This is a genomic window from Hydrogenovibrio thermophilus, assembly GCF_004028275.1.
Classification (GTDB): Bacteria; Pseudomonadota; Gammaproteobacteria; order Thiomicrospirales; family Thiomicrospiraceae; genus Hydrogenovibrio; species Hydrogenovibrio thermophilus.
The window spans coordinates 678376-703064 of sequence record NZ_CP035033.1 but is presented as its reverse complement, the minus strand read 5'-3'; the positions used below and the strand labels follow the sequence as shown (position 1 = coordinate 703064).

At 50.6% G+C, this 24689-nt stretch carries 22 protein-coding genes; 2 read left to right on the top strand and 20 right to left on the bottom strand.

Annotation, left to right across the window (positions count from 1 at the left end):
• Positions 1 to 21: 21 nt before the first annotated feature.
• The 20 genes from EPV75_RS03235 to hldE form a co-directional block, all read right to left on the bottom strand.
• Entirely contained in the window at positions 22 to 1392 is a 1371-nt protein-coding gene (locus tag EPV75_RS03235) for a TolC family protein (RefSeq protein WP_128384452.1), read from the bottom strand.
• A gap of 11 nt (positions 1393 to 1403) precedes the next feature.
• The gene (locus tag EPV75_RS03230) at positions 1404 to 1910 is read right to left on the bottom strand and encodes a thioredoxin family protein (protein ID WP_128384451.1); all 507 of its coding nucleotides are present in this window, start codon (positions 1908 to 1910) and stop codon (positions 1404 to 1406) included.
• A gap of 208 nt (positions 1911 to 2118) precedes the next feature.
• A complete protein-coding gene (locus EPV75_RS03225; RefSeq protein ID WP_029939807.1) occupies positions 2119 to 3003 on the bottom strand; it encodes a tetratricopeptide repeat protein in 885 nt (294 codons plus the stop codon).
• The gene (locus EPV75_RS03220; protein ID WP_029939806.1) at positions 2991 to 4436 is read right to left on the bottom strand and encodes an aspartate kinase; all 1446 of its coding nucleotides are present in this window, start codon (positions 4434 to 4436) and stop codon (positions 2991 to 2993) included. The genes EPV75_RS03225 and EPV75_RS03220 overlap by 13 nt, the downstream gene beginning before the upstream one ends.
• 86 nt (positions 4437 to 4522) lie before the next feature.
• A complete protein-coding gene (locus EPV75_RS03215; RefSeq protein ID WP_029939805.1) occupies positions 4523 to 4918 on the bottom strand; it encodes an ectoine synthase in 396 nt (131 codons plus the stop codon).
• 50 nt (positions 4919 to 4968) lie between these two features.
• Positions 4969 to 6222, bottom strand: a complete 1254-nt coding sequence (gene ectB / locus EPV75_RS03210; protein ID WP_128384450.1) for a diaminobutyrate--2-oxoglutarate transaminase — start codon at positions 6220 to 6222, stop codon at positions 4969 to 4971.
• 23 nt (positions 6223 to 6245) lie between these two features.
• A complete protein-coding gene (ectA, locus tag EPV75_RS03205) occupies positions 6246 to 6767 on the bottom strand; it encodes a diaminobutyrate acetyltransferase (protein WP_029939803.1) in 522 nt (173 codons plus the stop codon).
• A gap of 388 nt (positions 6768 to 7155) precedes the next feature.
• The gene (locus tag EPV75_RS03200; RefSeq protein WP_029939802.1) at positions 7156 to 7440 is read right to left on the bottom strand and encodes a hypothetical protein; all 285 of its coding nucleotides are present in this window, start codon (positions 7438 to 7440) and stop codon (positions 7156 to 7158) included.
• A gap of 82 nt (positions 7441 to 7522) precedes the next feature.
• Positions 7523 to 8131 carry an LPP20 family lipoprotein gene (locus EPV75_RS03195; protein ID WP_029939801.1) on the bottom strand — a complete coding sequence of 203 codons (609 nt, stop codon included), beginning with the start codon at positions 8129 to 8131 and terminating at the stop codon, positions 7523 to 7525.
• A 77-nt stretch (positions 8132 to 8208) separates the two neighbouring features.
• Positions 8209 to 8673, bottom strand: coding sequence for a transcription elongation factor GreB (gene greB / locus EPV75_RS03190; RefSeq protein ID WP_128384449.1), 465 nt, complete (start codon positions 8671 to 8673; stop codon positions 8209 to 8211).
• Between the two features lie 11 nt (positions 8674 to 8684).
• Positions 8685 to 9017 carry a DUF3392 domain-containing protein gene (locus EPV75_RS03185; RefSeq protein ID WP_128384448.1) on the bottom strand — a complete coding sequence of 111 codons (333 nt, stop codon included), beginning with the start codon at positions 9015 to 9017 and terminating at the stop codon, positions 8685 to 8687.
• A 137-nt stretch (positions 9018 to 9154) separates the two neighbouring features.
• Positions 9155 to 11590: a glycogen/starch/alpha-glucan phosphorylase gene (locus tag EPV75_RS03180; RefSeq protein ID WP_404811343.1), complete on the bottom strand. Its 2436-nt coding sequence runs from the start codon at positions 11588 to 11590 to the stop codon at positions 9155 to 9157.
• 168 nt (positions 11591 to 11758) lie between these two features.
• A complete protein-coding gene (gene glgA, locus EPV75_RS03175; RefSeq protein WP_128384446.1) occupies positions 11759 to 13225 on the bottom strand; it encodes a glycogen synthase GlgA in 1467 nt (488 codons plus the stop codon).
• A 22-nt stretch (positions 13226 to 13247) separates the two neighbouring features.
• Positions 13248 to 15428, bottom strand: coding sequence for a 1,4-alpha-glucan branching protein GlgB (glgB, locus tag EPV75_RS03170; RefSeq protein WP_128384445.1), 2181 nt, complete (start codon positions 15426 to 15428; stop codon positions 13248 to 13250).
• Positions 15429 to 15431: 3 nt separating this feature from the next.
• The gene (malQ, locus tag EPV75_RS03165) at positions 15432 to 16799 is read right to left on the bottom strand and encodes a 4-alpha-glucanotransferase (RefSeq protein ID WP_128384444.1); all 1368 of its coding nucleotides are present in this window, start codon (positions 16797 to 16799) and stop codon (positions 15432 to 15434) included.
• 32 nt (positions 16800 to 16831) lie between these two features.
• Positions 16832 to 18559, bottom strand: a complete 1728-nt coding sequence (locus EPV75_RS03160; protein ID WP_128384443.1) for a glycoside hydrolase family 57 protein — start codon at positions 18557 to 18559, stop codon at positions 16832 to 16834.
• 31 nt (positions 18560 to 18590) lie between these two features.
• On the bottom strand, positions 18591 to 19859 hold the full coding sequence (glgC, locus tag EPV75_RS03155; RefSeq protein ID WP_029939793.1) for a glucose-1-phosphate adenylyltransferase: 1269 nt from the start codon (positions 19857 to 19859) through the stop codon (positions 18591 to 18593).
• Between the two features lie 50 nt (positions 19860 to 19909).
• Positions 19910 to 20878, bottom strand: a complete 969-nt coding sequence (gene glk / locus EPV75_RS03150; RefSeq protein WP_128384442.1) for a glucokinase — start codon at positions 20876 to 20878, stop codon at positions 19910 to 19912.
• 57 nt (positions 20879 to 20935) lie between these two features.
• Positions 20936 to 21493, bottom strand: a complete 558-nt coding sequence (locus tag EPV75_RS03145; RefSeq protein ID WP_029939791.1) for a D-sedoheptulose-7-phosphate isomerase — start codon at positions 21491 to 21493, stop codon at positions 20936 to 20938.
• A gap of 19 nt (positions 21494 to 21512) precedes the next feature.
• Entirely contained in the window at positions 21513 to 22934 is a 1422-nt protein-coding gene (gene hldE / locus EPV75_RS03140; protein ID WP_128384441.1) for a bifunctional D-glycero-beta-D-manno-heptose-7-phosphate kinase/D-glycero-beta-D-manno-heptose 1-phosphate adenylyltransferase HldE, read from the bottom strand.
• Between the two features lie 78 nt (positions 22935 to 23012).
• Here hldE and EPV75_RS03135 point away from each other — a divergent pair, with 78 nt between their 5' ends.
• Both EPV75_RS03135 and EPV75_RS03130 read left to right on the top strand, forming a co-directional pair.
• The gene (locus EPV75_RS03135) at positions 23013 to 23672 is read left to right on the top strand and encodes an acyloxyacyl hydrolase (protein WP_128384440.1); all 660 of its coding nucleotides are present in this window, start codon (positions 23013 to 23015) and stop codon (positions 23670 to 23672) included.
• Between the two features lie 76 nt (positions 23673 to 23748).
• Complete coding sequence (locus EPV75_RS03130) at positions 23749 to 24684, top strand: KpsF/GutQ family sugar-phosphate isomerase (RefSeq protein WP_128384439.1); 936 nt, start codon at positions 23749 to 23751, stop codon at positions 24682 to 24684.
• The last annotated feature ends 5 nt before the right edge of the window (positions 24685 to 24689 follow it).

Below are 24689 nucleotides of genomic sequence, written 5' to 3'. Positions count from 1 at the left end.
TCATCGTGTTTTTCATTTCGTTCATTGATACGTCTCCAATTGCACCGGCTTACCAATCAAATAATCCAACTGCGCCCAATGAAGCGTTTGCCGGAACTGCTGCGCGATAACCTGATAATTCGCTTCCGACAGGCGGACCATCGAATCCCCTAAGTCGGTCGTCGATTCGTTTTCATAAAGCGCGCGACTGTAATCCAAATAAATTTCGGAATACTCGCCGAACACCTTGTTCTGTTTCTTTTCGGCTTCCGCCATTTGCAGCTTGAAATACAAGTCCGCCACCTGATCACGCAAAGACTGCTGATACTGGTGAATTTCCGCTTGAATGGCCTGCACCTCGGCACGGGCTTCGCTTACCTTCGCCGAGCGCACACCGCCGTCGTACAGCGGATAATCCATCGTCAAATCAAAACGCCAGCGCCCTTCTCGGCCGTAGGCATAATTCGACGAATACCCTCCCAGCGCATCCACTCGAAACACCGGCATGTCTTCCAGCGACTCACCATTCAACCGCGATTCCGCGGCTTGCAACGTCAGTTTCAAGTTTTTCAAATGCAAATTATTCGCCAAGGCTTGTTGCTGGTAAACGCTTAATTCTTCCAGCTCCCGACTGGTGACGGAATCCAACGACGGGAAGCGTAACTTATCCGGCAAGGCGTCCGGACGACCAACCAAATTGGCCAGATTGGTTCGTGTCCGGCGCTGTTCGTAAGACGCACGTGTGCGTTTCACCAACAATTTTTCATAATCGGATTGCAGTTTGAGGTACTCAACGTCGGACAACTGTTTCAGTTCGTGCCGATCCTCGGCTTTATCCATGGCAATGTAGGCCACCGCCATGGCTTCATTTTCAATGCGGTACTGAAAGTCGGCGAGGATGATGTTGAAGTAGGCTTGCATCAACCGAATCTGAAACTGAATTTTCTGGTCCTGGTAAAGTTCATTCTGCGCTGCCGTCAGGCGTTGTTCCGCTTCCAGCGCCGCATCATTACGGCCGAAGTCATACAATTCTTTGCCTAAATGCAAACCAAATAAATGATTATCCTCGGTCTGAAAGTCATACTCACGCCAACCCAAGCGACCGATCAAATCCAGCTCGAAATTATCGTCGGTTTCTTGCAGATTATAACGCGCTTGCGCTTGGGCATGCCGCGCTTTGGCCCGCATGACCTGCGGACTGACGTTTTCCGGCAACCCCATCACACTTTCCAAGGTCAAAGGCTCGGGTAAATCCTGGGCCGGATGTACCGGTGCGGTCACTTGTTCAGCCACAGGCCCGGTGGTTTGAGCGGCATTCACGGCAGCGTCATCGGCGGCCAAAACGGTATGTGGCAGCAACGCCGTCAGCACCAGCACACCGCGTATCGTAAAACGTAACGGATTCAATCTCATCGAAGTACCCGCTACTTATTCTGTCTTTTATAACGCGTAAACGACATGTCTTTATAAGCACCGTCCACGACATATTTGCCTAGCAGCATAAACTCTTCTTTCGTACGGGTCGGCCCGGTGTAGCGCAGCACCGGCTTGCCTTCCAAGTTAAACACCATCATGACCGGTGTGGCGCGAACACGATAAACTTTTTCGGAGAGATATTGCGCGGTCCCTTCCGTTCCGTCGAAGTTAACCATTTCATTGGATCCTTCGATATCGACCTGGTAGGTTAGAAAATGTTGTTTGAAATATTGAATGACATCCGGCTTGTTGAGAATGGTGTTTTTCATGCGGTCGCAGAAGGGACACTCTTCCATGTGAAAGAAAATAAAAATGCCCTGTTTGCCGTCATCTTTCGCCACTTCCAACTCTTCCTGAAGGTTCCCGAAGGTTTCATCGAAAAAGTCGGCGGCCCAAACCTGAAAACTTGCCATCGTCAAGAATGTAATACCGACAGCTTGCCAAATCTTATTCATCTCATACCACCTTTTGTTATCTGCACGCCGTTAAAAACGTATCTTTTCTACGGCCGCACGCTCCGCTTTTGCGCGCATCATAGCACAGCCATTGAGCGTATCGCCAATAGTCCGTATTTATACATAAATACATGCAGATAATGTGGATAAAAAATGAAAGCAGAAAAAAGCGAGGCATACAGAGGGCCTCGCTCAAAGAAAAGATAAATCAGGAAGAGGCCGGGGTTTCGTCTTCTTCCAACAGTTTTTGGAATTCCGGATTGTCCTGCAAGGACTTGAAGACCGGATCGTTTTGAACCTGCTCTTTATACCCCTCGGAATTCTGCAACGCCGTTTGCAAAAACTCAATGGCTTCCGAAGCTTTATCCATCAACGCATAAGCCCCCGCCAACTGGTAAAAGGCATGGGTATTCTCTGGGTCAATCCGCAACGCCTGGTTACACAGGTTCACGGCCCATTGCGGCTCTCCCATTTCCAGTGCGGCGTCGGCTTTATACGTCATTGCTTCCGTATTGCCGGGATCCAGTTCCAAGATCTGATCGTAAATCGCCATACGGTTACTGAGAATTTGCTCTTGGCCGGCTTTCAACCACAAGCTGTGAATATCTTGGTGTTGCGCCAATCGTTTCTGAGCATTGGAAATGCCCCGCGATTTTCGGTTCAACTCTTCTTCCAGCTTCGCCAAACGTGCTTCGTATTCCTCAATGACCTTATCCACTTTCGAGTCAGCCAGACTCAGCACCTTCTCTTTCACTTCTCGCATGGAGTTCCATCCCACCAACAGCAAGACGGAAGAAATTCCGGCAATCAGATAAAAGAAATAGGTAACGGTATCGGTCGCATAACCGACGGCGCGGGAAGTCGCGGACAATTCACGATTGGTGACCTCTTTGGTCAGCTCAACGTGCAGATCGTTCATATCGACGCGCAGCTGTTTCAATTCGTCCATGACATACCGTTCGACAAACGGGTTGTACATCGGCTCTTTCAGTTGCTCCACATCCTGTGTCTCCTTGGAGTGCCGTTGATCGGCCGCACCCGCCGTCGCCGATGCCAGAAACAGCGCCAGCCCCAACATGATCAATGTTCGCATATCGCCTTCCCATGGTTATGGACTTCAATCAATTTGGAATGCAAGGCTTTCACCGCTTTTTCGAAATCGGTTTCGTTCACGAAGAACTGCATCTCGACCTGACGGGTGTTTTGATGAATCGCTTCCACATTGATGCCCTCATCGAATAATGTTTGTACCGCTTTCGCCAACAAACCTTTAATGCGCATGTCGCTGCCCATCGCCGACGCCAACGCCACCTTACTGGTGTTGATGGTCGCGGTCGGCAAAGCTTGCTGCAACTGCTCCGAAAGGCGTTTGACCTTCTTCAAGGACGCACTCAAATATAAAGTAATGGTATTGGCGTTGAAATCCTTGGTGATGACCTGGCATTTCAGGCGATTGCTGGTGTCGATCAGAATTTTTTCATAATGCCCTTGTTGGCCCATCATTTCCTGATCGAACACTTCCAAAGCAATCAAGTGTTGCATACCGGCAATGATTTCCACCTGAGGGAATTCACTGACATAATCTTCCGTGAAGATGGTGCCGTGGTGCCCCGGATCAAAGGTGTTTTTAATCCGCAACGGAATCTGTGCCTGACGCAAGCCCTGCGCGGCTTTCGGGTGCACGGCTTCCATCCCGAGATTGGCCAATTGGTCGGCGATGTCGTAATTGGTTTTACCGATTGGAACCACATTCTCTTCACCGACCAATTTCGGGTCGGCGCTGCTGAGGTGGTATTCCTTGTGAATCACCGCCTCGGTGGCTTCACACAAAACCGCGATTCGACTGAAGGTCATTTCACTGTAGCCGCGGTCGAAAGTATGCATCAGGTTTTCCTGACAATGCGCATAACCGGTGACAATCGGCAGAACGCGCGTGAAATCCACGTCGCCCAAATGCGCCTTGATCATCTCATCCAGCGGCAGGGTTTTATCCGCTTGCCAGCCGGTTAAATCCACAAATCGGGCGTTAACGCCTTCTTGCTGAAGCAGGTGTGCCAGATTCCAGGCACTGTGGGCTTCACCCAAACTGGCCAGCAATTCGCGCACCGTCAACAAATGGCTTTCCAGAGAAAAGTGTCCATGGCGGCACAAGTCCTGCAGATGATTCAGCAACTGCTTGGTTTCCGCAAAGCGTTCGTCGATAAAGGCATTGGCTTTAGCACGCAATTCATCGTCATCGAACAAGTCGGCATTGATTTTATTCAACTTCAGACTCAATTGATCCAAAGCGATGCGCCAATCGTCCTCGACATCATCATTGGCAAACAGGCCGTAAACGCCGGGTTGATCGGTCTTTTTATGTTCCAGCAAATCATTGGTGATGCCGCCATAGGCCGACACCACGAAAATGCGCTGGTAAGGGCTTTCCGGGTACAAAATGATATTGTCCCGAACCGCCGGGTAATCACTCATTGAGGTACCGCCGATTTTTTCGACGCTCAACTGATTTTTATGTGTGTTTGACATGGTAATTTTTTAGAAAAAAACTCCGTTATTGAAAGGGATAAAATGCCCAGGCCTGGGCATTTTCAAGATAGATAATACCGGGTGAATTAAGCATCCACCAAGACGTAGGAACCGTCTTCATCATGGGTTTCACGCCCGGTAACCGGCGGATTGAACACACACACCATACGCATCTGACTGCCTTTATTGGCTTTCAGAATGTGTTGATCGTGCTCGTTCAAAGCGTAAACGGTGCCTTCACGAATGGCGTGTACCTTACCGTTTTTCTTCTCTTCGATTTCGCCTTCGCCTTCAATGCAATACACCGCTTCCAAGTGGTTCTTGTACCACAGATGTAGTTCTTCACCTTCTTTGATCAAGGTGTCGTGCAACGAAAAGCCCATCCCGTCTTTCGCCAATAACAGGCGACGGCTGGTCCACTGCTTATCATCTACATCGGCATCGGTTCCGATAATATCGTCATATAAGTTACGAACAATCATGTTTTCTCCTAATCGTTTTTGTTGCAAGGGTTGTCGTTTGCAGGCAGAAATTACTTGCCGACTTTCTCAACCGCGCCTTCCAAAATATCAAAGCCTTCATTAATCAAGTCTTCGGAAATCACCAATGGCCCCAAGAACTTGATGACTTCATCGCCGGCCCCCGCCGTTTCAATCACCAAGCCATCTTCAAAGGCTTGTGCACAGACTTTAGACGTCATATCCGGATCTTTAAATTCAGCGCCCCAAATCATGCCATGCCCGCGAATTTCGCGCACATATTGCGGGAAACGCAGCGCCAATTTCTCCATGCGCGCCTGCACCAAAGCGGCTTTCGCTTTCACTTCTTTTGAGAAGCTGTCATCCGACCAATATTTTTTCAAGGCCACACTGGAAGACACAAACGCCAAGTTATTCCCGCGGAAGGTTCCTGAGTGTTCGCCGGGACTCCACTGATCCAGCTCAGGTTTCAACAGCACCAAGGCCATCGGCTGACCGGCACCAATCGATTTCGACAACGTAATGATGTCCGGCTGAATGCCTGCACGTTCAAAACTGAAGAAGTCACCGGAACGACCGTTACCGACCTGAATCTCATCCGCCACCATCAAGATGTCGAAATCGTCACAGATTTGACGTAAATCTCGTAGCCACTGTTCACCGGAAACGTTGATCCCGCCTTCCGCCTGGATGGTTTCCAACACGATGGCTGCCGGCAATTCCGTCCCACTGGAAGTATCTTCCAGAATTTTACGCAGGTAAGCGATGGTATCGACCTTATCACCCAGATACTTATGGAACGGCACCTGAGTGGTATAACCCGGTACACCGTAACTTTCGTCGTGGTAATAACTGTTACCGGTAATACTCAAGGAGCCCATCGACATACCGTGAAAACCGTTGGTGAAGGACATGACCTGCTTACGGCCTTTGACCTTACGGGCAATTTTCAACGCGGTTTCGATGGCGTTGGTGCCTGTCGGACCGACAAACTGAAGCTTGTACTCCATATCGCGCGGCTCCAGCACGTTATGAACGAAGCTTTCAATGAAGTCTTTTTTCGCAACGGTCCCCATATCCAGCGCATGCCCGATGCCGTCATGCTTCAGATAGTCAATCAAAGCATCGTTGATGGCCGGGTTATTGTGACCGTAGTTCAGCGCGCCTGCGCCGGCAAAAAAGTCGATGTAACGTTTACCGTCCACATCCCAAATTTCAGCCATTTTAGATTTATCGAAAATCGTTGGAAACGATCGAATGTAACCACGCACTTCCGATTCGTATTTATTAAACGTTTCTAATGCCATGTTTTAAGTTCCTTTGAAAATTTTTAAAGTGTAATCGTTGATTCGGTTTCCGACGTCAGGGAGTACAACTCTTCCGCTTCATGCCCTTCATCTCCGAAATGTGCCTCGGTGATAAACGGCGCGACCTGTAACGTTAAACCGTGCTGTCTGGCAAATGATTTAAACAGCCCTTGGGAGGCCTTGTTAGACGGGCTGATGGTACAACACAGTTCCGTCACGCTGTCTTTTGGCTGCTGCTTAAGCAAAGCCGTCAACAAACGTTTGGCCATGCCCTGGCCTCGCATCGTATCGGAGATGGCTACCTGCCAGACAAACAGGGCGCCAGGCCGATCCGGTCGATAATAGGCGGAAATAAAACCGACGATTTGACCGTCGACCTCCGCCACCGCACAAGTGTCGGCAAAATGCGACGCTTGCAGAAAATATAAATAGCTCGAATTCACATCCAACGGCGGTGACGCCTGGATTAAGTGATAAATAGCCAGTCCGTCTTCCAATTTAGGTTTTCTAAACTGAACGGAAACTTCAGATTTTTGGGTATCCATGATTATTTTGTAAGATTTGAAAGGTTAATAATTCAACCAATCGCAAAAAGACAGGTGCGACACTGAAACTTCCAGTGTGGGCGATCGTTTCGTTCATGGGTTTTGTCCCGTCAAGGGATAAAGCTCGCATTGGGGAAACGGTTACGATTGACTCCTCAGGACTGATCCTTTGGATTAGACTCGACCAGCATTGGTCTAAAAAAGAACGGCGCCTAAACGCAAATGACAGTGTATTAAATACAGCTGAAAAAAAGATGACTTAACCTATTTGGGTTATGAAATTGACGTTATTGTAACAAGTTTCAAACACACTTGCAACCAATTGCACCAATTTAGCCCCAAACAGGACTTATAACAGTATGATTTTAAAGAACTATTTAATAGACCTTTATAATTGCCCTGAATCGGACTTACGACGCTTATAGTAATAGCGTACCCGGTACGGGTCTCGAGCATCCTCGCTGCCCATCATGTCCGCCATGTCTTCGAACAACCCGGGGAACAGAATCTCATAGACCTGCTCGATTTTTTCCAAGTCGCTTTCATCCACCGGCACCTCAATGATCCGCAGCTTCGGGCAAGAAAAAGCCGTTATGTCCATGGCTTCCAGATTCATCCGATCGACTTCAAAGTCGTATTCATCTTCGTAATGATCTTTAATCACCCATCCCATCGTCACTTCCTCTTGTTTTAAAATTGCCGAACCCGTAGCAAATAGCCGACCAAACTCATCGTTTGGTCAGATAATCAAACCATTACTGAACCTGTTGATTCGCAATGTCTCGCGCCATTTCATCAAAACTCTGCTGAGCTTTGAACTGTTGCCACAGTGCCTGGTCGTTTTTCATCGACGTACGCACCGCGGTTTCGACGATTTTATCCTGGGTCGCTTTATCCATTCCAACCAGAGCATACAGTTTGCCGTTTGGACCTGTTCGCGTTTTATAGACTTTGGAACCAACCAAACTTTGGTTGGTGATGGTTTTCAAGGTGGAGCTGGCCGCGGCATCCACGGTTTCGGTATCGGCCACACCAGTAGTACCCAGATACTGTTTGACCATCTTTTGCACCTGAACCTTGATTTGTTCGGCCAAACGACCACGACCATCGGCCGCCGCCATATCTTTCATAAAACTGATACCCGCTTTGGACGGCTCGGCAATACCTACCGCGCTGATGGCCAGGCTATCCACCGGTTCATCACAAATCCAACCGGGCGCGGCGACATTGGTGTTCGGGAAAACGCAATCCGCAACGGCTAGTGGGTTTTGTTTTTCCGCTGATTCATCTTTTTTCTCCTGCGTACTGCATCCCGACATGGCGCCGACCGCCACTAACAAACCCAGACAGAGTGTTTTTTTCATTTTATTTTTCCTTCTGTTATTCCACACGAAATTCGATTTTGAACTCAGCAACTGCACCCCAAGGCTCGCTCGGTGGTTTAATATACAATATCAAGTAACGTATACGTCACTTTACGGCCATCCGGCAAAGACACCACCACATCGTCATCCAGCGCTTTACCGAGCAATGCTTTCGCCATCGGAGAGGCCACTGAAATCTCATTTTCTTCCAAACGCACTTCCAAGCCACCGACAATCCGGTAGCGCACCTGATCGCCCATTTCATCTTCCAACAAGACGCTGGCGCCGAAAAACACCTTGTCCCGTTGACGGGGTTTATCGCGCACCACTTGAATGTCTTTCAGGTGACGCTCCAAATAGCGAATTTTCCGGTCGGTTTCCCGGAGCTCTTTTTTACGATAAATGTACTCCGCGTTTTCCGACCGGTCGCCTTCGGCGGCGGCCGTACTAATCGCCCGTACAATTTCCGGGCGTTTGACCTTCCAAAGATGACTCAATTCTTCCGACAGACGATAAAACCCGTCCTGAGTAATGTAATTCAAACCCGGCGACCTTACAGCATGTGTTTTTTCTGGGCCAGCAGTCCAATACCGTAAAACAGCACAATTACCAATGGGGCCAGCCAGCCATCCGGTGTTTTCGCCATAAAACCGACCAGCAACGGCGTCACAAATGAGGTTAGGAACGCGAAGCCAAAGGCACAAAACAACACAAATAGCGTCAGCTTCAATAAAAACTTCAAACTGCCAATCTGCTTTCGAATGAAGTCGGTGATGTCGTTCCCGAAAATCACCAGTAAGGTCGCCACCATCGACAGACCGATTTCCGATAAATAAGGTCGCATCCACCCGGAAACGGTGGACACGGCCTCAATGATATAATCCATACGTCAATCCATTATTTATTATTGTTTCTTCCACCCTCGAAAAAATGACGATAGTCTGAACGCCAAGCACTTTCGTCAAACGCAAGCCTCCCGTTAAGCAGGCCTGGCCGATTTCGCAAGTTTGACCGCCAACCGAATCACGGCATTTTCACCGGTTTCAGTTTCCAGATATCGTCATTATATTCGCGCATGGTCCGGTCGGTCGAGAAGATTCCACTGCGCGCCGAATTGATGATGCTCATGGTATTCCAACGACTGTGGTTCTGGAAAGCCAAGGCCACTTCCTCCTGCGCTTCCACATAACTGCGGAAATCCGCCAACGTCATCCAAGGGTCGTTCGGGCTTTTAACCGATTGGATGATGTCGTCGAATATGCCCGGTTCCAACTGATTGAAATGTCCCGCTTCCAGCAACCCGAACACCGCCTGCAAATCCGAATCGGTATCGATGTAGCCTTGTGGATAATAATGCTGGCGCAACTCAGCCACTTCCGGGGTTTTCAAACCGAACAGGAAGAAATTTTCCTGACCGACGGCATCGAGAATTTCAACATTGGCACCATCCAACGTACCGATGGTCACGGCACCGTTCATCATAAATTTCATGTTCCCGGTTCCGGATGCCTCCTTACCCGCCGTGGAAATCTGTTCGGACAAGTCTGTGCCCGGTGCAATGATTTCCATGGCCGATACCCGGTAGTTGGGAATGAAAGCCAGCTTTAATTTATCACCAACATCCGGGTCGGAATTGACGATGTCCGCCACACTGTTGACCAATTTGATGATTTTCTTAGCCATCGCATAGCCCGGTGCCGCTTTACCGCCGATAATGACACAACGGTTCGTCCAATTATCGGTGTCACCGCGCTTGATGCGCGAATAAAGATGAATGACATGCAACACATTCAATAACTGGCGCTTGTATTCATGAATCCTTTTAACTTGCACATCAAACAAGGCGGTGACATCAAATTTCACACCGGTTTCTTTCTCTACCAGATCGGCCAATCGCTGTTTGTTCTCGCGCTTCACAGCCATCCAGGTCTGGCGGAAAGGCTTATCGTTGACGAAGTCCTCGATTTTGCTTAATTGCGTCAACTCCGTTACCCACTTTTCACCGATTTTTTCGTCGAGCAGGGTTTTCAGCCCCGGATTACAGCTCGCCATCCAACGACGCTGGGTCACACCGTTGGTCTTGTTGTTAAAACGTTCCGGCCACAGTTGGTAGAAATCATTGAACAAGCCTTCTTTCAACAATTGCGAATGCAACGCCGCCACCCCGTTAATGGAGAAACTGCCCACAATCGCCAAATACGCCATGCACACATGGTTGTGCTCGTCGATAATCGACATACGTCTTTGGCGCGGTAAATCGCCCGGCCATTTCATGGCCACTTGTTTCATGAAACGCGCATTGATTTCATAGATGATTTCCAGCACGCGCGGCAAGAGTTTTTCGAACAGGGAAACCGACCAGCGTTCCAAGGCTTCCGGCAATAAGGTGTGGTTGGTGTAGGCCATGGAACTGGACACGATCGCCCAAGCTTCGTCCCAATGCAGCTTACGGTCGTCGATCAGAATACGCATCAATTCCGCGACCGCCAAACTCGGATGCGTATCGTTCAACTGAAACACATTGTATTCCGCGAAATCGGTGAAATCATCGCCGAATTTATCCACCCATTGACAGACCACATCTTGCAAAGAAGCGGACACCAAAAAGTATTGCTGACGCAAACGCAGTTCCTTACCGTTTTCACTGCTGTCGTTCGGGTAAAGCACCATGGTGATGTTTTCGGCATCGCTCTTATCCGCCACGGCTTCAAAATACGAGCCTTGGTTGAATTCGGACAGATTAAACCCTTCCGTGGCTTCCGCCGACCACAAACGCAGCGTGTTGACCACACCATTCTTGTAACCGGGAATCGGCACATCGAACGGCACCGCAAACACCTCTTCGGCATCTTCCCAGTGAATGGTAAGCTCACCGGTATGCGGGTCGGTGAACTGGCGACTGTAGCCGCCGAACTTAATCACGCGCGTGTATTCGGAACGCTGAATTTCCCACGGATAATAACCGAATCCCAGCCAGTGATCGGGTTCTTCCACTTGATACCCGTTTTTGATCAATTGCTTGAACATGCCATATTCGTAACGCAGTCCATAGCCCAAAACAGGCAAGCCCAACGTCGCGCAGGAATCCATAAAACACGCCGCCAAACGTCCCAGACCACCGTTGCCTAAGCCGGCGTCCTTTTCGGCCTCTTCAATCATTTCCAGCGAGCCGCCGAGTTGGTACATGGCTTTTTCGGCTTCGGTTTCAATGCCTAGGTTCAGCAGGTTATTGGACAAAGAACGCCCAATCAAAAACTCCATCGACAGATAATAGGCTTTTTTATTTTTACCACCGTTATAGGCTTTCCAGGTGTCTTTCCAGCGCATCATCAACCGGTCACGTACCGTATAAGACATGGCTTTAAACTGATAATAAGCGTCCGATTCGATATCACGCCCCAGCATGTTGTACAGATAATGCACGAAGTCGGCTTCAATATCCTTCTCCGACATGCCCATTTGTTTGAGCAACTCGAAAATGTGTTTTTCGTGATCTGTTTCTGCTTCCGTCTGCTTTTTCTTTGCCATAACCACCACTCCAAAATTTGAAAATTTCAATCAGGCGACGCTGCCCCAAAACGGTTTATTTACGTTATCGAACGTTGATTCAAAATACACTTTCTACGCTTATTTAAACAGCGCCAAGTATTGCTTGGCACTGCGATCCCAGCTGAAATCCTTACGCATCCCGGTTTTTTGCAATTTTTGCCAGGTCCGTTTCTTTCCATACAGATACAAAGCATGCAAAATAGTCGATTTCAATGCATGACGGCTCGGGTCGTAAAAGACGAAACCGGTCGCCGTGCCCGCAGCGATGTTTTCCTGGGTGGCATTCACCACCGTATCGGCCAACCCACCGGTGGAATGCACGATTGGCGGCGTACCGTAAATCAAACTGTACATCTGGTTCAGGCCACAGGGTTCAAAACGCGACGGCATCAAAAACAGGTCGGCACCGGCCTCGACCTTGTGCGCCAAAGACTCCGAATACCCGATATACACCAGCACCCGTTCGGGATAACGATGCGCCATTTCATTCAACAGGTATTCGTAATGATTGTCTCCAGTGCCCACCAATACAAAACGCGCCGAGGTTTGTTCAATCAATTCCGGCAGGATTTCCAATACAATATCGATCCCTTTCTGCGGCACCAAACGCCCCACCAGACCGATGACCGGATCGTCCGACTCCAAGACGCTTTCCGGCATATCCCAAAAATCCAGCATGGCTTTCTTGTTATGTTTTTTCGCCGACACCCGGCCTTTTTCAGACGAATAATGCTTGGCAATAAACGGGTCCGTCTGCGGATTCCAAACCTTGCCATCGATACCGTTCAAAATACCGACCAAGCGACCTTCCGCCTCACGTCGCATCAAAACACCTTCCAAACCGTAAGCGTATTCCTGATACGTGATTTCCTTGGCATAGGACGGACTGACCGTCGTGACCCAATCCGCCATTTGAATGCCGGATTTCAACATCGACATATTGCCGTAAAATTCAATGCCCTTATCCGCAGACCACCACTCCCACGGCAGCTTCAACCCTTCGAACAAACTCTTGGGAAACAGACCGGCATAAGCCATATTGTGGATGGTGAACAAGGTTTTCGGACGATCCGCCTCCTGCGTCAGCAACGCCGGTACCAAACCGGTTTGCCAATCGTTGGCTTGAACCATATCCGGCTTCCAGCCCAACCCGACCCGATTCATGGCGACTTCCACCACCGCTTTGGAAAACACGCCGAAACGTTCGCCGTTATCCCACCAATCCCGACCATCCAACGCCAGATATGGATTCCCCGGGCGATGGAACAATTCGGGAATATCCACCAACCAAATCGGGACGTCAATGCCTTCCGCTTTGGCCTTCAAGATACGCACATGCAATTCACGACCGCACGCCGGCACCATAAAATCGGCGATTTGCGAAATATGGGACACCTTTTCCCAGACATCGCCGTAAGCCGGCATAATCATTCGCACCTGCTGTTTCAGATGACGGTAAGCATCCGGCAAGCTACCGGACACATCCGCCAAGCCGCCGGTTTTAATCAGAGGATGCGCCTCGGAAGTCGCAAACAAAATTTTCATGGATGTCGTATCTCTCCAAACATTAGGATTGTCGTTTCAACACCACCGCCCCCAAAGGCGGTAACACCAACGACGTTGAATAAGGCAAATTCATCCAGGCCTGGTCATCACTGTGCAACAGGCCTCCATTGCCGAGATTACTGCCACCGTACACCTCCGCATCGGTGTTGACGACTTCTTCATAAGCCCCGGCTTCCGGCAAACCGATACGATAATCGTGTCTCGGCACCGGCGTGAAGTTGAACACACAGATCAATTTTTCCGTATCGGAAATTCGCATGAAACTCAGTACCGACTGTTCGTAATCATGGCAATCAATCCACTGAAACCCTTCGGACTCGAAATCCCGCGCATGCAAGGCCGACGACGCCCGATACAGATGGTTCAAATCCCGTACCAGCAGCTGTACGCCGCGGTTGGCACTCTGTTCACACAAATACCAGTCCAGCCCACGGCTTTCGCTCCACTCCTGCCATTGCGCGAACTCCGACCCCATAAACAATAATTTCTTGCCCGGGTTCAAGGATTGGTATGCCATCAGCAAACGCATATTGGCCATTTTCTGCCAATTGTCACCCGGCATTTTACTGACCAAGGCATGCTTCATATGCACCACTTCATCATGCGATAACGGCAGAATGAAATTTTCCGAATAAGCGTACATTTGGCTGAACGTCAATTGATTATGGTGGTAAGGGCGGTACACCGGGTCTTTCTCGAAAAAGTCCAGAGTGTCGTTCATCCAGCCCATGTTCCATTTCATGGAAAAGCCTAATCCGCCCATCCAGGTGGGGCGCGATACCATCGGCCAGGACGTCGATTCTTCCGCCATCATGACCGTGCCTGGGCATTGCGAATGCACTTCGGCATTCAGCGTTTTCAGAAACTCAATGGCTTCCAGGTTTTCCCGGCCGCCGTATTCATTCGCCACCCAATCCCCGGCTTCACGCGAATAGTCCAGATACAACATCGACGCCACCGCATCGACACGCAGCCCGTCGATGTGAAACTCCTTCAGCCAATATAAGGCATTCGCCAACAAAAAGTTTCGCACCTCGTTGCGACCGAAATTGAAAATATAAGTGCCCCAATCTCGGTGTTCGCCCTTTCTCGGGTCTTCGTGTTCGTATAGCGCGGTGCCGTCAAAACGCGCCAAGGCAAACTCGTCTTTCGGGAAATGCGCCGGCACCCAATCCAAAAACACACCAATACCGTTTTGATGGCAGTGATCGACAAAATAGCGGAAATCGTCCGGCGAGCCGAAACGGCTGGTCGGCGCATAATAACCGGACGTTTGATACCCCCAAGATTCATCCAACGGATGTTCCGAGACCGGCAAAAGTTCGATATGGGTATACCCCATCCATTTCACGTATTCCACCAGACGGTGCGCCACCTCTCGGTAACTCAGGAAATGCCCGTCGTGGTCACGCTGCCAGGAACCCAAGTGGACCTCATAAATATTGACCGGCGCATGTTGCCAATCATAGGCTTCACGCTGTTGCATCCAACTTTGATCCTGCCACTCAAACGTCGTTTGACAGACCACCGATCCGGTTTTCGGGCGTAATTCCATTTGCTTGGCAAACGGATCGGTTTTCACCAGTGAGTGACCGGTTCGGTGGTTACGAATCTCAAATTTATAAATGTCCCCGGCTTGCAAACCGGGAATGAATAGCTCCCACACGCCGGAAGTGCCATTGGTGCGCATCGGGTGACGCAAACCGTTCCAACCGTTGAAGTCCCCCACCACCGACACCCGTTCGGCCGCCGGCGCCCACACCGAAAACTGCACCCCATCAATGCCGTCGATTTCTTTCACGTGCGCGCCCAACAAATCATAGAGCTGCCAATGACGCCCTTCAGCGTACAGGTGCAAATCCAATTCGCCCAGTTGCGGCCAAAAGGTATACGGCGATACCGCGGTATGCGTCGAACCGTCGGCTTCGTCCCAAGTCACCGTATAATGCGGCGGCAGTTTTTTCTTTTGTGCGACCGTCAAACGCCCGACAAATAAGTCGGTTCCCTCAATACGCGTCAGTTCGATATCGCCGTCGATTTTCGCACTTTCCGCCGTCGGCAACCATTCGCGAATTTCCCAGGCCTGGCCCGTCGGATGCACGCCCAAAACCTGGAAAGGGTCATGATGCGTTCCCTGGATTAAGCGTTGTAAATCAGTTTGTGATACGGTTTGCTGGGTCATAAATCATTCTTTCTCTTCTGAGCGTTCGGAACCATTACGTCGGCTGGCCTGTACCTGGGCGGCCACTTGTTGAGCCAAAGGCTCGGTCAACTGGTCAGGCTTCAAACGCCATAACCAGTTCCCTTCAACCGTTCCCGGAGTGTTCATACGATCGTCGTTATCCAGTTCCAGAAAGTCCTGCATCGGAATCATCGCCAGATAGGCCACCGACTCCATCGCCGCTTCAATCATCGGCCAGGGCATCGGCTGTTCGGAGTTCGGTAATTGCGACAGCACCCATTGTCGATACTCCTCACCTTCAAGAGATTCCCACCACCCTAAGGTGGTGTCGTTGTCATGCGTACCTGTATAGACCACGGAATTCTCGACCTGTTCGGACAGCGCATGGGGATTATCCGGCAGGCCGTTAAAGCCGAACTGCAAAACAGACATACCCGGTAAATCGAACTTTTCTTTCAGCGCCACCACTTCCGGAGTGATAATGCCCAAATCTTCCGCCACCAGTGGTAACCGTGGAAACTCTTCCTGCAACGCCGTCAAAAACGCATCACCCGGCACCTTCACCCAGCGACCGTTAATGGCGGTTTCTTCACTGGCATCGATTTCCCAACAGGCTTCCAAACCACGAAAATGGTCGATGCGAATCAAGTCGAACAATTCCAGCGCACCTTCCACCCGGCGAAGCCACCATTGAAAACCGTCCTGTTGCATGGCCTGCCAATCGTAATGCGGATTTCCCCAGCGCTGTCCGGTTTCGGAAAAATAATCGGGCGGGACACCGGTGACCACCGTCGGTTGACCATCGGCATCCAACTTGAACAAATGGGGGTTGGCCCACACATCGGCACTGTCATAAGCCACAAAAATCGGCATATCCCCGAACAATTTGATGCCTTTGGCGTTGGCGGCCTGTTTCAGAGCATGCCAGTTTTTCAGTAGCACATACTGTTGTCGCTTCAACTCATCAATTTGCTCGGCGTGCGTCAAGGCAAAATCGGTCAACGCCTGCTTGCCGCGATTACGGTATGCTGTCGGCCAATCCGCCCAAGAAGCCTGATTAAAATGCTTTCGCAATGCCATGAACAAGGCGTAATTTTCCAACCAATGCGGCGCATCCGATAAAAAGGTCAGGTAATCGGTCTCATTAACCTGCTCCTGCCAGTTCTCCGGCAGCAAGGCGGGATTCATGGCGAACGCCGAGACACTTTGATACGGAGACAACCCTTGCACCGGTTCGGTCAACGGCAACATCTGCCAAACCGTCAATCCGGCGGACGCCATCCAATCCAAAAACCGCCAGGCCTGCTCGTCGATTTTACCCGACGGCAAGGAGGTGGGATGCAACAATACGCCGGCTTGTCTTTGTCTCATAGGCCAGACCTCTTTCCAATCCCGTTTCGGGTTTAATTACGCCGCATGGTGCCGGCGTTTTCCATATCCCCACCACCGTAAGACAACGGAATGGAGAGTTGTTCAGGCGGTTTTTCACCCAATAGAATGAACAGCTTTTCCAAATGACGCCGGAACAGCTGATCGAAATCTTTAACGCTTCCGGACGGGTTATAATCGCCAAACCACCAGAACCAGTCCGAACCTTCACAGATCGCAAGCTGCTCGGTGGCCAGACGGACTTCGTCTTCCGACAGCTTGCCGGAGGCCATCACTTTATCAAACGTCAGTTTGGCATCCACCAGCAAATCCCAACCGGCGTTTTTATCCGGTTCGCCGATCCAGGTCGAAAAAGAACCATAGACCCAGCTCCCGGCTTTCAAGACCGGCAAGTGCCGCGGGCGCACCCCGCTTTCCAACGCCTCGGAGAAGGTCGTCATTTCCACCTGGGGATGCTCAACCAGAGTTTGGTACAAGGCCGACAGGAAATGGTAGGCGTTGTCCGGATAGTATTCCCAAGCGTTTTCACCATCGAGAATGACCGAGACCACGTAATCTTCGACATCTTCACCCAAGGCATTGGCAATGTTGTGCAAGTTATGGGCAAAATTATTGGCGGCGTCCTGCGGGTTCCAATCCTTATATTGAAAGCCAATCAAATCGGACAGGCCATCGTCGCGGAAAAACAACGCGCAATTCTGGGTCGCATGCTGCAACGGCTGATACAAAGCCCGCTTCGACGCAATATCATGATGATCCAGATGGGACGCTTCGCAAGAATGCCGCCAGACACCTTCGCCCGACGCGGTCCAATCGATTTCATAATAATCCAACAACCCGATGGCGGCGGCACTGACCGCGCCCTCCGACAGCCAAACGCCTTTCGGCTTCACGCCGAAATGTTCTTCAAACACTTTAAAACCATGCTCCATGTGCCATTTGGCCCGCTCGTAACCGTCCGGGTAACACTCGGATTCCGGCATCGGCGAATGCGGTTGCGCGTCTTTCATGCTGTCAAAATCAATCAACAACGGCACAATCGGGTGACCATAAGGCGTCATGGAAATTTCGATTTGTCCGGCTTCCATCAAGCGTCGATAACGCGGAATCACCCCCTCAATCGCATCGGCCATGATTTCGACCATCACACGCTGATCTTTCGGGGTGAAGTGTACGCCGTTCTGTCCGGTTTCGATTAAGTTCTCGACCCGCTCATCGTCTTGGCGCAAGCTTTGCCCCATCCACGCCAGGTGATACCACATCAACAAATCGATGAAATACTGTTCGTTGAAATAGGATAAACAAATCGCATCTTCCAACGTCGTCGCTTCATCGCAATTGGACATATCCAACAAACGCCGAAACGCCGGGAAAGTATCGATCATGGTCGGCGCAAAGGCTTTCTGACAGGCCTGGACAATTTCAAAGCGCTGTTTCAAGTCCTGAGTTACTTTGGTTTCGCCCGAGACCCAGTTCAACAGTGCATCCTGAACATGGGTTCCGGAATGCAACCAACTGCGCATTTGCTTGGCGTAATCGTCAAGTTGTTCAAGCAGTACCGGCGCGAAGTTGACCACTACCTTGGCACCCGGCAATTTTTCAAGGTGCGCCACCATATCGGTGTAATCCTTAATGGCGTGCAGATACACCCACGGCAAACGATACTCGCCGTTCAACCCGTCTCGATAATGCGGTTGATGCATGTGCCAGCACAGCACCAGTTTGATTTTTTTCGGTTCCATAACTGAATTCTAATAGGCTGATTGAACGTTTTTAACGAGTGACATGCAGTTTTTGTCCAAGCATATCCGGTGTTACTAACACAATACCAGAAGATTCCTCAACATAAAAACGTCTTTTATCGTCTTCCAAGTTTTCACCAATAATGGTACCTTCCGGAATAATGCATCCTTTGTCGATGACGGCATTTTGGATACGGCAATTTCGCTGCACTTCGACGCGTGGCAATAAGACCGAGTCCTTAATCAAGGTGTAACTGTGAATACGCCCGCCACTGGAAATCACCGAACGTTTGATTCGCGCCCCCGACACAATGCAACCGCCAGCGGTCAAAGAGTCGATGGCCTCACCTCGACGCCCTTCATCATCAAAGATGAATTTGGCCGGTGGCATTTGGGCCTGATACGTCCAGATCGGCCAATCATCGTCGTATAAATTCAACTCGGGCGTCACCGAGCACAAATCCATACTCGCCTTCCAATAGGACTCGATGGTACCCACATCCCGCCAGTACACAGGACTGCCGTCATCATCCTGAAACGGAAAAGCACGCACATGCCAATCGGCAATCACCGACGGAATAATGTCTTTGCCGAAATCCCGCGATGAGGTCATGTTGTCGGCGTCTTCAATCAATTTTTCGAACAAGAACTCCGTGGAAAACACATAAATCCCCATCGAAGCCAGCGCCTTATCCGGCTTACCGGGCATGGGTTCCGGGTCGGCCGGCTTTTCGGTAAATTTGGTGATTTCCAGATTTTCATTAACCGACATGACGCCGAAACCGGTCGCTTCCATTCTGGGCACCTCGATGCAACCGATGGTGACGTCCGCACCGGACTCGGCATGTTCATACAGCATCTTGCTGTAATCCATCGAATAAATATGGTCGCCCCCCAACACCAGCACATACTCCGGGGTATGGCGGCGCAAGATGTCCAAATTTTGATACAAGGCATCGGCTGTACCTTTATACCAACCTTTGTCCACCCGTTGCTGAGCCGGTAGCAACTCGACGAACTCCCCGACTTCGTATCGCATAAACGACCAGGCTCGCTGGATATGACGAATCAACGAGTGGGACTTGTATTGGGTCAAGACGCCGATTTTGCGAATCCCGGAATTCACACAATTGGATAACACGAAATCGACAATGCGGTATTTGCCACCGAACGGAACCGCCGGCTTGGCTCGCCATTTCGTCAATTCCTTCAATCGGCTTCCTTCCCCGCCGGCCAACACCAGCGCCAATGTCTTACGGGTCAAGTCCGTTGCGGTTTTCGTTTCGCAATAGTACTTCATGCGGTCACCTCCTCTCGGTTCGTGCAACTGGAAATAATGATTGTGACGAGTTATTCCGGATGGGCGTTCAGCAAGCTTCGGGCATGCCGAATCGCACCCAACAATCCCACCGACTCGTTCACCACTAAATAAATCGGAAAGGTTTCGACGATCTTTTTCATGCGCCCTTTGTTCAGAAACGCGTGGATAAAGCGAGGTTGCGTCATCCAATCCTGTATTTTAGGTGCAATGCCGCCCGCCACAAAAATACCGGCCTGCGGCTCCCAAATCAGTGCGGCATTACCAATGTAAGCGCCGTAAATTTCAACAAACGTATCCAACGTCTGTACCGCGATCTGCTCACCGTCCAACGCGGCTTGATGAATTTCGGCGGCATTAATGCCGCGCTTGCCGTGGCCGTGAGCTTGGATGCTGTAAAAGAAATAAAGGGTTTCCAAGCCCTCGCCGGACAGTAAGCGCTCATAGGAAACATGCGGCCATTTCTTGCGCAACCAAGCCAGAATATCGTCTTGTTCATTATTGACGGGGGCGAAGTCGGCGTGACCGCCTTCGGAAGGCTGGGGGATAAAGGCGCCGTTGCAATTCTTGACCGGCGCCACGCCCAAACCGGAACCGGCACCGACCACCAGTCGATTACCGGTGATGTCGTATTGGCCTTCCTGCAAACATACCAAATCGTCTGGCTGCAAATCGTCCACACCGAGGGCTGCTGCATAAAAATCATTGATAATATCGACACGATCGATGCCACATAAGGTTTCCAGGGCATCCGCATCCACAGTCCAAGGTAAATTGGTCAACTCGGCGCGACGACTTTTGACGGGGCCGGGTAACCCCAGACAAGCAGCATCGATGGCCGGCAAATCGAATTCGGATTGAAAGGTTTCAATCAATGCCGTCAAGGAAGGGAAATCGGCACTGAGGTAGCGTTTCTCGGCCAACACGAGATTCTTGGTCGTATCCGATGCCTGCAACAACACTTTGGTCGCGCCGACATCGGCCGCTAGGATATAAGACATTGAGCACCCTCAAAACAGTCGTACGTACCGGAAGCTCAATGGAAAAGCATGAACCTCCTATCCAAACTCTTCATCCAGCCCTTCGCAGAGAAGATGGCTGATGAAGCTGTGCGCTTCCTGTATCCGAGCGGTCTCGTCCGAATCCACTTGAAAACAGAAATCTGAAATCTCGGCCAATACGCTCGGCTGGTTGCCGGTCATGGCCACGGTGACACACCCAAGGTCACGGGCTTTCTCAATCCCTTTTACGACGTTGGGGCTACGACCCGATGTCGACAAACCGATCACAATATCACCAGGCCTGGCCAAACCTTCGATTTGACGGGAAAACAGGGTCTCGAATTCAAAGTCGTTGGTGTGCGCGGTTAAAATGGAACTGTCCGTCGTCAAAGCGATTGACGCCAGCGGTGCACGGTTCTTCACGTAACGCACCATCAATTCCGCCGCCATGTGCTGAGCATCCGCCGCACTGCCACCGTTCCCCATCCACAGAACCTTTCCACCCTCTTTGAGGGACCGAACCATTCTATCAACCAGTTCCGTAAGTATTTGTGACGATTCAGTTACAGATTGTATGGCTTTTTGATGCGCTTGCAAAGCATGTTCTAAGTTCATTACACGTTTTTTCCACTTTTCATTCTTGCGCTTGGATTTTGTCCACCATATTGGTGGTGGAATACCCGTCCCAAAACGAGAGAACGGCGACTTCGCCACCATTCTCCCACACACACTGTGCACCGGCGATTTCGTCCGGCTTGTAATCGCCGCCTTTCACCAGCACATCCGGCTTCAACTTACAAATCAAACGCTCCGGCGTTTCCTCTCCGAAAGGCACCACCCAATCGACGCAACTCAAAGCCGACAACAATTCCATTCGCCCTTCCAACGGAACGATCGGGCGACTGTCGCCTTTCAACAGCTTCACCGATTCATCGGAGTTCACCGCCACCACCAGACGGTCGCCGGTTTTCGCCGCCTCGTTCAAATAACGCACGTGCCCACTGTGGAGCAAATCGAAACAGCCGTTGGTGAACACCACCTTCTCGCCTTTTTCCTGCGCCAAGCGAATCAAGGCTTCCACCTCGTCTTCCGACATCGACATATACGCCTGATGACGTTGCGAAGCATACACTTGTTCTTCCAACTCCACCCGCGTCACCGTCGACGTGCCGACTTTACGCACCACAATACTGGCCGCCTCATTCGCCAACCGCACCGAATCCGGTAAGGACATGCCACTGCCGAACGCAGTGGCCAGCGTGGCAATCACCGTATCGCCGGCGCCGGTAACGTCAAACACTTCCTGCGCCTGCGATTTCAGCAAAGTCGGTTTCGCACCCTGTTCCACCAATGCCATGCCATGTTCACTGCGCGTCACCAACAAGGCATCGATATCAATGTCACGAATCAGTTTTTCGCCACGTTCCACCACATCCTGTTCGGTCGGGCAGGCACCGACAATCAATTCGAATTCGCCTTGATTCGGCTTTACCAGCGTCGCACCGCTGTAACGGGTGAAATCATCACCTTTCGGGTCGATTAACACCGGTACGTCCTGCCGTTTGGCCGCCTCAATCATCTTCTCGACATACTGCAAGGCACCTTTGGCGTAATCGGAAATCACCACCACATCGAACGCCGCCACCTGAGAGGCCACCAAGTCAGCCAATGCCTGCGCATCTTTTTCCGGCACGGCGTTTTCGAAATCCATCCGAATCAATTGCTGATGATGGCTCAGCACACGCAATTTACATATGGTGCCCGCTTCGGAATACACCCAATCGGAAGTGACATCGGCGTCTTTCAACACTTGAGAAAGTTGCTCACCAAAACTGTCGCGCCCGACAATTCCTATCAATTGTACCTGAGCGCCCAAATCGGCAATATTCAGTGCGACATTGGCCGCGCCGCCGGCCCGAACATCTTCGTCCGCGACTTTCACCACCGGCACCGGCGCTTCAGGGGAAATACGGCCTGCGCGACCGGACCAATACTGGTCCAACATGACATCACCGACGACTAAAATTTTGGTTTTGGAAAAATCGTGCATTTTCATGGATTGATTAGATTAAAATATCGAAAGTATTTATTATGATTTAAAACTCTGACATAAGTCTAACAGGATTCCATTTTAATGTTCGTTTTTAACCCGACTTTGCGGTCACTTTTCATTGCTTTCTCTCTGTTGTTTGCCATTACCACACCAAAAGCGCACGCCGACAGCTCCAACGACTTATTAATGAACCTCACCATCATTGGGGCCATTGGTTCGTTCGGCTATGCCTGTTACGAAGGACAGGCCCCTTGTTCTTTTGATCCAAGTTTGAATACCGACAAATTATCACTGAGTGTTGATGTCGGTGCCGACAACACCATCCAAAACAATCGCTTCGCCTTCGGGGCCGACTGGCAAAAACCGTTATTCGAAAACGAGCATTTTCGGATTGGCGGGCGCTGGGAAATCAATGCGAACTACTGGTACTCCACCGACAAGGACGCCGACAATAAAAGCGGTTATATTGTCGGCTTGACCCCGGTGTTTCATTACATTTGGAAAACCGGCCAGATCAAACCCTATTTGGAACTCGGCGGCGGTCCGCAATACCTGTCGGACGTCACCATCGAAAACGAATTCAAATCCACCCAATTTCAATTCGGCAGTATTTTCGGCCTGGGGGTGCAAAGCGACCAGTTTGAAATCGGTTATCGCTATCTGCACATCTCCAACGCCAATATCGAAACGCCGAACCCGGGCACGGATTTTCACAATTTACACATTGCCTATAAGTTTTAATCACGTTAAGCATTTGCTTTAATATGATTCTGGCTGAGCACCCTCAGCCCATCGAACACATCCGTAAGGGAAAGACATGAGCGCTATTGACATTGCAAAACGGGTTTTCGACATTGAAGCCGAAGCCATCACCCACTTGAAACAATTGCTGGACGACAACTTTGCCCGAAGCGTTGACGCCATTCTCAAAACACAGGGGCGTCTGGTGATTTGCGGCATGGGCAAATCCGGCCTCATCGGCAAAAAAATCATGGCCACCCTGGCCAGCACCGGCACCCCGTGTTTTTTCATGCACCCGGGCGAAGCCTTCCATGGCGATCTCGGCATGATCTCACCGAAAGACATTTTTTTGGCGATTTCCAACTCCGGCGAAACCGAGGAAGTCATCAAATTGATTCCATTCTTGAAAGACAACGGCAACATCATCATCTCCATGACCGGCCGCCCGGAATCGACCCTGGCGAAAAACTCCGAGTTCCATCTGAACATTGCCGTGCCGCAAGAAGCCTGCCCACATCAACTGGCGCCGACCTCATCCACCACCGCCACGCTGGTGATGGGCGATGCGCTGGCCGTCGCCCTGATGGAAGCCCGCGACTTCCAGCCGCAAGATTTTGCCCGTTTCCACCCGGGTGGCAGCCTCGGGCGCAAACTCTTAACCCGCGTCAAACACGAAATGAAATCGGAAAACCTGCCATTCATTCCGGCCACGGCCAACATGAAAGAAATCATTCATACCATGACCGACGGACGCCTCGGGCTGTGTATCGTCAACAATGGCGAAGGCATCATCACCGACGGCGATTTACGTCGTCAAATGGAAGAAAACACCGATACCTTCTTGCAGAAAACCGCGGGCGACATCATGAAACGCCAACCGAAAACCATCGATGCCGAAGCTCGCCTATCCGATGCCGAAGAGATGATGACCCAACAAAAAATCACCTCCTTGCTGGTCTCGGATCAGAACCGCATCGTCGGCGTCATTCAAATTTACGACCTGAACCGATAACGGTT

Coding starts and splice junctions, on each gene's coding strand:
- EPV75_RS03200 (WP_029939802.1), bottom strand. CDS start 7,440: ATGGGATGGGTGATTAAAGATCATTACGAAGATGAATACGACTTTGAA.
- EPV75_RS03180 (WP_404811343.1), bottom strand. CDS start 11,590: ATGGGCATGTCGGAGAAGGATATTGAAGCCGACTTCGTGCATTATCTG.
- EPV75_RS03215 (WP_029939805.1), bottom strand. CDS start 4,918: ATGATTGTTCGTAACTTATATGACGATATTATCGGAACCGATGCCGAT.
- ectA (WP_029939803.1), bottom strand. CDS start 6,767: ATGGATACCCAAAAATCTGAAGTTTCCGTTCAGTTTAGAAAACCTAAA.
- glk (WP_128384442.1), bottom strand. CDS start 20,878: ATGTCTTATATCCTAGCGGCCGATGTCGGCGCGACCAAAGTGTTGTTG.
- EPV75_RS03185 (WP_128384448.1), bottom strand. CDS start 9,017: ATGGATTATATCATTGAGGCCGTGTCCACCGTTTCCGGGTGGATGCGA.
- EPV75_RS03195 (WP_029939801.1), bottom strand. CDS start 8,131: ATGAAAAAAACACTCTGTCTGGGTTTGTTAGTGGCGGTCGGCGCCATG.
- glgB (WP_128384445.1), bottom strand. CDS start 15,428: ATGACCCAGCAAACCGTATCACAAACTGATTTACAACGCTTAATCCAG.
- hldE (WP_128384441.1), bottom strand. CDS start 22,934: ATGAAAATGCACGATTTTTCCAAAACCAAAATTTTAGTCGTCGGTGAT.
- EPV75_RS03130 (WP_128384439.1), top strand. CDS start 23,749: ATGAGCGCTATTGACATTGCAAAACGGGTTTTCGACATTGAAGCCGAA.
- EPV75_RS03145 (WP_029939791.1), bottom strand. CDS start 21,493: ATGAACTTAGAACATGCTTTGCAAGCGCATCAAAAAGCCATACAATCT.
- EPV75_RS03235 (WP_128384452.1), bottom strand. CDS start 1,392: ATGAGATTGAATCCGTTACGTTTTACGATACGCGGTGTGCTGGTGCTG.
- glgA (WP_128384446.1), bottom strand. CDS start 13,225: ATGAAAATTTTGTTTGCGACTTCCGAGGCGCATCCTCTGATTAAAACC.
- EPV75_RS03160 (WP_128384443.1), bottom strand. CDS start 18,559: ATGGAACCGAAAAAAATCAAACTGGTGCTGTGCTGGCACATGCATCAA.
- EPV75_RS03225 (WP_029939807.1), bottom strand. CDS start 3,003: ATGCGAACATTGATCATGTTGGGGCTGGCGCTGTTTCTGGCATCGGCG.
- EPV75_RS03135 (WP_128384440.1), top strand. CDS start 23,013: ATGTTCGTTTTTAACCCGACTTTGCGGTCACTTTTCATTGCTTTCTCT.
- EPV75_RS03230 (WP_128384451.1), bottom strand. CDS start 1,910: ATGAATAAGATTTGGCAAGCTGTCGGTATTACATTCTTGACGATGGCA.
- ectB (WP_128384450.1), bottom strand. CDS start 6,222: ATGGCATTAGAAACGTTTAATAAATACGAATCGGAAGTGCGTGGTTAC.
- EPV75_RS03220 (WP_029939806.1), bottom strand. CDS start 4,436: ATGTCAAACACACATAAAAATCAGTTGAGCGTCGAAAAAATCGGCGGT.
- glgC (WP_029939793.1), bottom strand. CDS start 19,859: ATGAAGTACTATTGCGAAACGAAAACCGCAACGGACTTGACCCGTAAG.
- malQ (WP_128384444.1), bottom strand. CDS start 16,799: ATGAGACAAAGACAAGCCGGCGTATTGTTGCATCCCACCTCCTTGCCG.